Annotated in this window: 8 protein-coding genes and 1 pseudogene; 3 read left to right on the plus strand and 6 right to left on the minus strand. The window is 48.7% G+C overall.

The genetic code is table 11. The features are described 5' to 3' along the window. Positions 1–41 precede the first annotated feature (41 nt). Positions 42–1,529: a M48 family metalloprotease gene (locus tag B157_RS0116865; protein WP_020604485.1), complete on the plus strand. Its 1,488-nt coding sequence runs from the start codon at positions 42–44 to the stop codon at positions 1,527–1,529. A gap of 14 nt (positions 1,530–1,543) precedes the next feature. Here the strand turns inward: B157_RS0116865 and B157_RS0116870 are convergent, their stop codons facing one another. From B157_RS0116870 to B157_RS0116885, 4 genes are all read right to left on the minus strand, one after another. Further along, positions 1,544–2,239 carry a class I SAM-dependent methyltransferase gene (locus B157_RS0116870; RefSeq protein WP_020604486.1) on the minus strand — a complete coding sequence of 232 codons (696 nt, stop codon included), beginning with the start codon at positions 2,237–2,239 and terminating at the stop codon, positions 1,544–1,546. Positions 2,240–2,351: 112 nt separating this feature from the next. Continuing rightward, a complete protein-coding gene (locus B157_RS0116875) occupies positions 2,352–2,546 on the minus strand; it encodes a DUF2283 domain-containing protein (RefSeq protein WP_020604487.1) in 195 nt (64 codons plus the stop codon). Next, entirely contained in the window at positions 2,530–2,796 is a 267-nt protein-coding gene (locus tag B157_RS0116880) for a DUF4258 domain-containing protein (RefSeq protein WP_020604488.1), read from the minus strand. Before B157_RS0116880 ends, B157_RS0116875 begins: the two co-directional genes overlap by 17 nt. Before the next feature lie 119 nt (positions 2,797–2,915). Next, the gene (locus tag B157_RS0116885) at positions 2,916–3,965 is read right to left on the minus strand and encodes a ribonucleotide-diphosphate reductase subunit beta (protein ID WP_020604489.1); all 1,050 of its coding nucleotides are present in this window, start codon (positions 3,963–3,965) and stop codon (positions 2,916–2,918) included. A 402-nt stretch (positions 3,966–4,367) separates the two neighbouring features. Between B157_RS0116885 and crcB the strand changes: the two genes are divergently transcribed. Then, positions 4,368–4,757, plus strand: a complete 390-nt coding sequence (gene crcB, locus B157_RS0116890) for a fluoride efflux transporter CrcB (protein WP_020604490.1) — start codon at positions 4,368–4,370, stop codon at positions 4,755–4,757. Positions 4,758–4,872: 115 nt separating this feature from the next. Beyond that, positions 4,873–6,294, plus strand: a complete 1,422-nt coding sequence (locus tag B157_RS0116895) for a M14 family zinc carboxypeptidase (RefSeq protein WP_026308757.1) — start codon at positions 4,873–4,875, stop codon at positions 6,292–6,294. A gap of 82 nt (positions 6,295–6,376) precedes the next feature. Here the strand turns inward: B157_RS0116895 and B157_RS35515 are convergent, their stop codons facing one another. Further along, entirely contained in the window at positions 6,377–8,605 is a 2,229-nt protein-coding gene (locus tag B157_RS35515; RefSeq protein ID WP_245565114.1) for an outer membrane beta-barrel protein, read from the minus strand. 105 nt (positions 8,606–8,710) lie between these two features. Then, positions 8,711–9,059, minus strand: a pseudogene (locus B157_RS39030) (hypothetical protein); the annotation flags it as partial.

The raw sequence follows: 9,059 nt of genomic DNA on the forward strand, positions 1-9,059 counted from the left end.
TTTCCTGTTTTATTGATAACTGGAAAAAATATCTCTCGTTTATGAACGCAAAAAAAATACTCCCCCACCTGATTTTGGGTGTCACTATTGTTGGTCTGTCGGCCTGCGCCCGTAATCCCGTTACCGGAAAACGGGAAATTAGCCTGATGTCGACGGAACAGGAAATTGCCATTGGGAAAGAATCTCATCCATCCGTTGTGGCAACGATGGGTTTGTATGACGACAAAAAACTGACCAGCTTTATCAATGAAAAAGGCAAGGCTATGGCGAAGATTTCTCACCGTCCTGACCTACCTTATCAGTTTTATATTGTCGACTCCCCCGTTGTCAATGCCTTTGCCGTTCCCGGTGGCTACGTATATTTTACGAGGGGTATCATGGCGCATTTTAACAACGAGGCTGAGTTTGCCGGCGTGCTGGGGCACGAAATTGGGCATATCACGGCCAAACACGCTGCCCGCTCACAAAAAAGCCAGTTGTTGAGCACGCTGGCACTCATTGGAGGAGCCGTGCTGGCACCCAACGTAGTGGGACAAAACATTGAAGCGCTACAGCAGGGGTTAGGGCTCTTATCGCTCAAATATAGCCGCGACCACGAATCAGAATCCGACGGGCTGGGTGTTGAGTACTCCAGTAAAATTGGTTATGACGCCAATCAGATGGCTGACTTCTTTGGAACGTTGAAGCGACTTTCTGATAACTCCGGGAATGCCGTTCCGCAGTTTATGTCAACCCACCCAGACCCCGGCAACCGCTATACCCGCGTGCATCAGTTGGCCAAAGAGTACCAGGCCCAGCATCCAGCTTCGTATCAGGTAAACCGGGACCAGTACCTGCGGATGATTGACGGTATTCTGTACGGCGAAGACCCAAAACAGGGGTATGTAGAAAATGGTCAGTTCTACCACCCCGAACTGAAATTTCAGTTCCCGGTACCCAATGGCTGGCAAACCCAGAATTCGCCGAGCCAGTTTCAGATGGCTGGTAAGGACGGGAAATCAGCCATGATTTTGCTCCTGGCAAAAGGTAATTCGCTGGACGAAGCGGCTCAAAACATGGTGAAAGAACTAAGTTTGAACGTGCTGGAAAACACCAAAACTACGATCAATGGTAATCCTGCCTACGTGATCATCTCACAGCAGCAGCAACAACAGCAACAGGGACAACCTCAGCAACAACAACAGCAGCAGGACCTCAAAACGACGCTACAGATTGGCACATGGCTTATCCAATACAATAACGCCATCTACGCGTTACACGGTTTGTCGAGTGCCGCTGATTTCAACAGCTCCTTCAATACGTTTAAGCAGGTTGCCGGTAACTTCCGCGCCCTTACCGATCCCGCTAAGATAAACCGTAAGCCAGAGCGGATATTCATAAAAACGGTGCCCCGGGATGGGACATTTCGCGAGGTAATGACAGCGTTGGGTATGCCTGCCAGCCGCCTGGAAGAACTGGGTGTGTTGAATGGCCAAAAAGCTGATGACCGAATTGCACGCGGAGCCGCCATCAAGGTTATTGGGCAATAGCAACTGAAAGCGAATCAGGGTCTTAGCCCAAAATAGTCATAGAGGTAAGTCTCGTTCCTGAGATTTAGCCACGCATGACGGTTGGCCTTCAAATCGTCATAGGTAAGGTTTTGAATTTGCTCCGGCGTTAAAGCCACTGCTTCATCGGGTAACGCTGCCGGAATGGTTTCTTTTTTGCGGGTAACGACGCCAAGCCCCTGGTCGCAGTCGAGCACAAACACGTTTAGGTCGGGGCGCTGGCTTCTCAGGTGAATGATGGTCCGCCATACATCGCCATTCCACTCGCCAGTTTCCCAGTCCTCAAAGCGTCCGGCAGCACCCGGCGTTTGCGGATTACAGTCGTGCATGATAATGACACCGTCATCATCCATGTACCGGAGTGTATTTTCTACGTCGCGCAGGGCAAATTGGTATTCGTGCATTCCGTCGATGAGGGCTAACTGAAGTTTTTTGCCGGCGAAAACCTGTTTGGCATCCTGGGCAAAAAAATCATCGCTGGTCTTCTCAAAATACTGATTAGTCAGGTTGTAGGGATTAAGAAGGGCTTTCCCAAAACGACGACTGGCGTCGAAAATGAATTTCGGATCAACGGCCACCTTGAAACGGCTCTTGATGCGGAAGAAGATATGTCCGTTTTCAACGCCAATTTCTAAATAATTTTTAAGCCCTTTCTGAGTCATCAGGGCCTGGATTACGTCTAAACGGTTCATACAAGCAGTTTATGATGGGTGTATAAGGTTGATACGAAAAGGCGAAAATAGCAAAGTCCCGGTCATTGACCGGGACTTTGCTGATAAATAGTATCAAAAACCTGATTACACATCAGGCAATTTCTAATTCGATAGTGGTAGGTTGTGCCATACGTTTCGATGCATTCATAATTTCGATACCAACGATGAGGCCGTCAATGTCATAATCAATCACCATGCCCGGACGATCTTCATCGCTCTCGTCAATTGGAGAATCATTGATTTTGATGTACAATATATCTACTTCACGATCATATTTCACCTTCATAATACTTATCTATCTTCGATGTTCTATAGACCGATTTGATAATACTTGGTTCTTTGTTGTTATTAACGAAAACGCGAACTAAGTACGTCTTATTTTCCGGGAAAGCGATGATAGATTGATAAATCTTTTGTCCAGTTTCTTCTTCCTCGATGATTTGATCTGGAGAAATAATTACCTGATCAATAGTTTTAGAAGAAATACCACGCTCTTTAGCTCGTTCTTTTACATGATTTGATAAGGTATAGTTCACTATATAACTTGGTTTTGTGTATTATCAGCTAGTAGAGTCAACAGTGAAATCACTTTTTCAATAACAAAAACGTCTCCAGCCTAATGATGACTGGAGACGTGTGAGAGGAGTTAGTTTAATCAAAAATCAGCGTCGAACGTAATGCCTTTTGGCTCTTCGGCGGCTACAGCAGTCATCTCACTATCCGCATCTTGTGGGGTCAACGCGGCTGCTTTCATGGCTTTGAATTTAGACATTACTTCACCCCGCTGGTATTCACCTACGCGCTTCTCAAAGAAGTTCGTCTTGCCCTGCAGGGAAATCATATCCATGAAATCGAAGGGGTTGCTGACGTTGTAAATTTTCTTCAGGTTCAGTGTCGTGAGCAGGTGGTCGGCCACAAACTCAATGTACCGCTTCATCAACTCTGCATTCATACCAATGAGTGATACCGGCAGCGCGTCGGCTACGAACTCCTGTTCGATGTCAACTGCATTGCGAATGATGTCGTAAATCTGCGATTCGGGCAGTTTATTCTGAATATGGTCTGTGTAGAGCATACAGGCAAAATCGCGGTGTAGACCCTCATCGCGCGAGATAAGCTCGTTGGAGAATGACAGGCCCGGCATCAGACCGCGCTTTTTGAGCCAGTAAATGGAACAGAATGAACCCGAAAAGAAAATGCCCTCAACTACCGCAAAAGCAATGAGCCGCTCGGCAAAGCTACCGTTGTCAATCCAGCGCAAGGCCCATTCGGCTTTTTTCTGAACGCACGGAATCGTATCAATAGCGTTCAGTAACCGGTCTTTTTCAACGGGGTCTTTAATGTACGTATCAATCAGCAGCGAGTAGGTTTCGGAGTGGATGTTTTCCATCATGACCTGAAAACCATAGAAGCACTTAGCCTCTGCATACTGTACTTCCGACAGAAAGTTAACGGCCAGGTTTTCATTCACAATCCCGTCTGATGCCGCGAAAAAGGCCAGTACGTGCGAAATAAAGTGACGTTCGCCATCACCAAGATTATTCCAGTCTTTCATGTCCTGGCCGAGGTCAATCTCTTCGGCAGTCCAGAACGAGGCTTCGTGGGTCTTATAATATTCCCAAATGTCCCAGTGTTTGATGGGAAATAGCACAAAGCGGCCTTTGTCTTCTTCTAAAATAGGTTCATTTACAGCAGGCTGTACCATGTTTTCGGGATGCTTTTTTTTACAGGTGAAAACTCAGCGGAACAAGTGGGCTGAGCAGATAACTAGTTGATGAATTCAGCGTAACAAAATTAAGATTTCTGGTCGCTTCTACAAGTCCGTTAAAGTATATACCGGATGTAAGGTGAGTGACTTTTGCTATTAATGTGTTGGCTATTAGCAAGATGTAGGGCTGGTGTTTGGTGAGATTCCTGGAATAATTTAGTTATACCTGTCAATTCCTCTCTACATAAAACCAACGCCTGCCTTGCCGGTTAACTACCCCTGTTCTTAAGCAAAAGTTTGTTGGAATTGTTCGATTCTTTTGCGTGAAAAAGAGAACTGCATCCGTATGGGCATCCTGTCTGGAAGGTTTGCGTCCGTGTTTTTTGTATGTTTGCCCACATGAGACTCTTGCTAACGCAGCCGTATGTACTGGTGTTTCTGGGGGGAGGAGCGGGGAGTTTACTTCGTTATCTGACGGGGCGTTTAATTCCCGCTACGTTCAACGGCTCACCTTTCCCGAATGCGATTCTGTTTGTCAATGTAGTAGCCAGTTTTATGCTGGGTGCTCTGGTGGGGTGGTTAATGCACCGGTCGGCCGACGAGTCGATTCGGCTGCTCATTGGTGTCGGTTTTTGTGGAGGCCTCAGTACATTTTCCAGTTTTAGTTTCGATACCGTGGTTCTGTTACAACAGGGGCGGTTAGGGGCGGCTGTACTCAATATCGGCCTTAACGTAGCAATATGCCTGATCGCTTCTGCAACAGGGTTATTTATTGGCGGAAAACTATAATCTCGTAACATGGAGTACACCAGTTGACACGGCTATGACAAACCCATTTTTTTATTGGTTGATTAAAACCAGGCCGGTTAATGAACGACAGGCTTTGTTACTTTTATTTTTAATGATGTCAACATTTTCGCAGGCCCAGGATATCTCGCGTCGGTTGTACGACGCCCATGAAACGTATAAAGAGAAAACATTCATGCACCGCCGGTTCAAGCATTCAGCCATAGTGCCCTTGCTGGATTCGCTCAGTGGTCCCCTTTCGGTGAGTCAGGTGGGGGAGTCCATGGAAAATCGGGCTATCTATCAGGTACAGGCGGGAACGGGACCGGCAAAGGTGCTGCTCTGGAGTCAGATGCACGGCGATGAAGCCACGGCAACGATGGCTCTTTTCGATATTTTTAATTTCCTCCGGGCCGAAAACGATGGGTTCGATAGCCTTCGGCAGACAATCCTGACTAACACCTCGCTTTATTTTGTGCCTATGCTCAATCCGGATGGAGCCGAGCGCTGGCAACGCCGTACCGTCTCCGATATCGACATGAACCGGGATGCCCTGCGGCTGCAAACACCCGAAGGACGACTGCTCAAACGGCTTCAGCAAAGCTTGAAACCGCTCGTCGGCTTTAACCTCCACGACCAGAACCCACGTTATAGTGTGGGCAAAACGGGCAAACAGGCGGTGGTGTCCTTTCTGGCAACAGCCTATGACCGGGACCGTAATATCAACGATGTCCGGCAGCGGTCTATGCAGTTAATTGTAGGCATGAACCAGGTACTTCAGCAGTTTATACCGGGGCAGGTAGCTCGCTATGATGATGAATTTGAACCCCGCGCCTTTGGCGACAATATTCAGAAATGGGGAACAACGCTGGTACTGATTGAATCCGGCGGATTTTTGGGCGACCCGGAGAAAATGGCAATCCGAAAATTGAATTTCGTGGCTATACTAACGGCCCTGAAAGCGATTGCCGACAGTTCCTATGCGCAGGAAAATACAGCCGGACAGGTAATTGCCCAGTATCAGGCTATTCCCGAAAATAACCGTGCCCTGTTTGATGTGTTGATTCGCAACGTAACGACGGTGCAAAAGGGTAAACCCGTAGTGGTCGATATTGGTATCAATCATAACGAAGTAAACAACAAAGGGGCCACGTCATTTTCCTACAAGAGTAGTATTGAAGACATTGGCGATCTCTCCACGTTTTATGGCCTACAGGAAATTGACGCAACGGGGCTTACGCTGACACCGGTCGGTGTGTACGAATCTACGCTCGAGTCAGATGCTGAGCTGGAAAAACTGGATATAGCAACACTGCGACGGGATGGTGTGACAGCATTTAAAGTGGTAAAAGCCCCGAAAGATAAATTCCCGGAGCAGCCCATCCATTTGCTTTACCGTGGTAAACTTCCGGCCCAACCCGTATCGCTGGGGCAGGTGCCTACGTTCCTGCTGAAGAAAGGGAACGAGATTAGGTATCGCCTGGTCAATGGCTTTTGGGAAGACGATCAACTGAGTCGGAAAAATGGGGTAGTTGAGTAATCTACTACCGTCAATTCTCAACTAAAAACCCCGTCTGGCCAGGTAGTCAGACGGGGTTTTTAGTTGAGGAAGGTAATGTTGGTTAAAACGAGTACCGGGCACCGAGTTGCATCTGCCAGCGCGAACCCAGTGGGTCAATCGAGTAGGGTGCTGCTGGCGCACTCCAGGTAAACGTTGGATCGCCGGTAGCGGGGTTCGTAGCGCGGGCCAGTCCGACGGATGCCGTTGAGTTGAACGTGTTGGGCGAGAAGTAGTAATAGCCTAACTTCTTGTCCAGCAGGTTCAGGAAGTTGATAATGTCGTAACTGAACTGAAGCGAGTGACGACCGTTCATCTTGATCTCGTGCAAAAAACGCAGGTCCATCGTATTGTTCCAGGGCGTGCGACCGGCGTTACGTTCCGTGAACGTTCCTTTGCGGGTTTTCAGGTACGAATCGGAATCAACGAATGCCATGAACTCAGCGGCCTGTGTGCCCGTAGGCAGTAACTTCTGCGCTTCGGTCAGGTCGCGGGGAATGTAGGCCAGACTATTCGCCTGTGCCGACCCATCCACCGTTGTGTTCACATAACCCCAGGAGAAGGGCGACCCGGATTGCAGCGAGTAGAACAGCGTAACGGTCGTGGCGTTGCTCGTACTCCACACTTGTCGGTAGTTGACCGTGCCCACGATGCGGTGGCGAATGTCGAAGTTGGAGTAGCCCAACTGTGGGTCGTTAGGCGTTAGCGACTGGTTTAACTGCCAGTTTGATTCCATGGAGTTCCGAATGCCGTTCATAATGTCGAACGACTTTCCGTAGGTGTAGGCGGTCGAGAAACCAAAGCCAGCCGGGAAATTACGCTGAATCTGGGCGGTCAGGCTATATCGGTAGCCTTTGTTGGTGTTCGAGAGCATATAGGCGTTGGCAAAGTTGTTGTCGATGCGCTGGGCTCCGGCGGTTCCGGTGCTCGACACGTAAATGGGTTGTTGCTGCTGCGTGTCGTAACTATAGTAGCGAACCACATCTTTCGTATTCACCTGCTGGAATTTCAAATCCTGAATCACTTTGGTGTACAATCCCTCAACCGTCAGTTTGTAGCCGCCCACCGTGTAGTCGATGGCCAGATTGTTACGGAACATCTGCGGCATCTTGAAATTATTATCAACCAGGTCGACCTGGGTACGGGTTACGCCCCCGTTGGCCGGATTGTTATTGATGAGCAGACCACCGTTCGGAATCAGCGGATCGTCAACCAGTTTGGTCGTAGCCGTGGCGTTGTTGTTGAAGTCATACGCGCCGTAACCTACGCCATTGTTGTAGAACGCATAGCCTAACCACGCAAATGGAATCCGACCCGTAAATAAGCCCGTTCCTCCCCGAATCACCAGACTCTTATCGCCTTTAACATCAATATTGAACCCTAAACGGGGCGAAATTTGAACGCTGTTCAGGTACGAATTGGTGATCTTGTTCAGGGGGGGGTAGGTGTACGTACTGCCATAATTCGGGTCGCCTGCCGAACCGGTTGTTTGCGGACTAAGCGTCGGCCTGGTAGGCAGACCGGAATAATCCAGACGGACACCCGGCGAGAGTTTGATGCGGTCGGTTAACTGAATATCGTCCTGAAGATAGAGACTCATCAGGTTGACCTTGAAATGAGCGTACGGATTATTGAACTGTGTATCGAGATTATCCGTCGCATCGGCGAAGGGGTAGTTGCCGCGAACCCGGTTTGGTAGTTTGGCCAAAAACTCGGCGGGCGACCGGTACGAAATCCGGCCGTTTGGCGAGTTGACAAACCCGTAGTCTATGGTATAGAACTCGTTGTGCGTACCCAGCGTGAAGGTGTTCTTGCCCGCGTAGAACGTGAAGTTATCCGTTACTTCAAACGTTTTCTGCTTCAGGTTGAACACCGAGGCCTCCCGGTCGTTACCCAGAAAAATTGTACCCCCGTTGTAGGCAATCTCCACCTGTGGAAATGTTCTGACATTCGCTAACGTGTTCCGGAAATCATGTACGCTGGAGTATCCAACAATCAAACTGTTGGATGCCCGGCCCCCAAACTGACTTTTCAATTCGGCTACTGTGCTGCTTTGGTTGTTGGATTGTTTGAAGTCAATACTGCCAAAACGGAAATTGGCGGCATCACGCTCCAGGTTGGTGGCTTCCGAGAAAACTGTATTGTTCCGAATCGTCAGCTGGTTTTTATCGTTGATGTTCCAGTCGAGCCGGTTGAAGAACTTCGTGCTTTTTGAGTAGATGGCATAATCCCCGAAAGAACCGGCATCAAGACCATAGTTCGTTTTGACAAAATCACTGATTTGCTGGGCCACCGCCACATCTTTAATCAGCGAACTGGGCGAACCGGCCTGAAACTGTACGGGGTCCTGCCGGCGGGTTATTTCTTCGTTGGTAAAGAATCAATAGTTCGTCAATAATTAAGCAGCTATACAGCCGAAACTATACAGTTGACGCACTTGAGGGTCGTTTTTAGTCAGCTCAGTGCCTTGCGGTAAGATGGAAAAAAAACGATCCAGTAATAACTTGTTGTGATACAGGGTCTTTACATCAGCCATCGAAAAAGGCTGCTGACCAACGCCCTGCTCTATTTTGGCGATATTGACCGCTGACAAAGCGGTGTTCACATGGAAATCCAACTTGTTGACCGACCGGGCCTGACAGTCAGTGAGACCCGTAAACTGCTTAGCATCGCGGATTAAAAACTCCTGTTGATAGCGCAGTCGGTAGTACTTCACAATCAGCCAGGCGGGTAAGGTTAGGTCCGTT

Source organism: Spirosoma spitsbergense DSM 19989, from assembly GCF_000374085.1.
Classification (GTDB): Bacteria; Bacteroidota; Bacteroidia; order Cytophagales; family Spirosomataceae; genus Spirosoma; species Spirosoma spitsbergense.

Excerpts from the sequence above, each read along its gene's own strand:
- B157_RS0116865 (WP_020604485.1), top strand. The coding sequence starts at position 42 with ATGAACGCAAAAAAAATACTCCCCCACCTGATTTTGGGTGTCACTATT.
- crcB (WP_020604490.1), top strand. The coding sequence starts at position 4,368 with ATGAGACTCTTGCTAACGCAGCCGTATGTACTGGTGTTTCTGGGGGGA.
- B157_RS0116875 (WP_020604487.1), bottom strand. The coding sequence starts at position 2,546 with ATGAAGGTGAAATATGATCGTGAAGTAGATATATTGTACATCAAAATC.
- B157_RS0116895 (WP_026308757.1), top strand. The coding sequence starts at position 4,873 with ATGTCAACATTTTCGCAGGCCCAGGATATCTCGCGTCGGTTGTACGAC.
- B157_RS0116885 (WP_020604489.1), bottom strand. The coding sequence starts at position 3,965 with ATGGTACAGCCTGCTGTAAATGAACCTATTTTAGAAGAAGACAAAGGC.
- B157_RS0116870 (WP_020604486.1), bottom strand. The coding sequence starts at position 2,239 with ATGAACCGTTTAGACGTAATCCAGGCCCTGATGACTCAGAAAGGGCTT.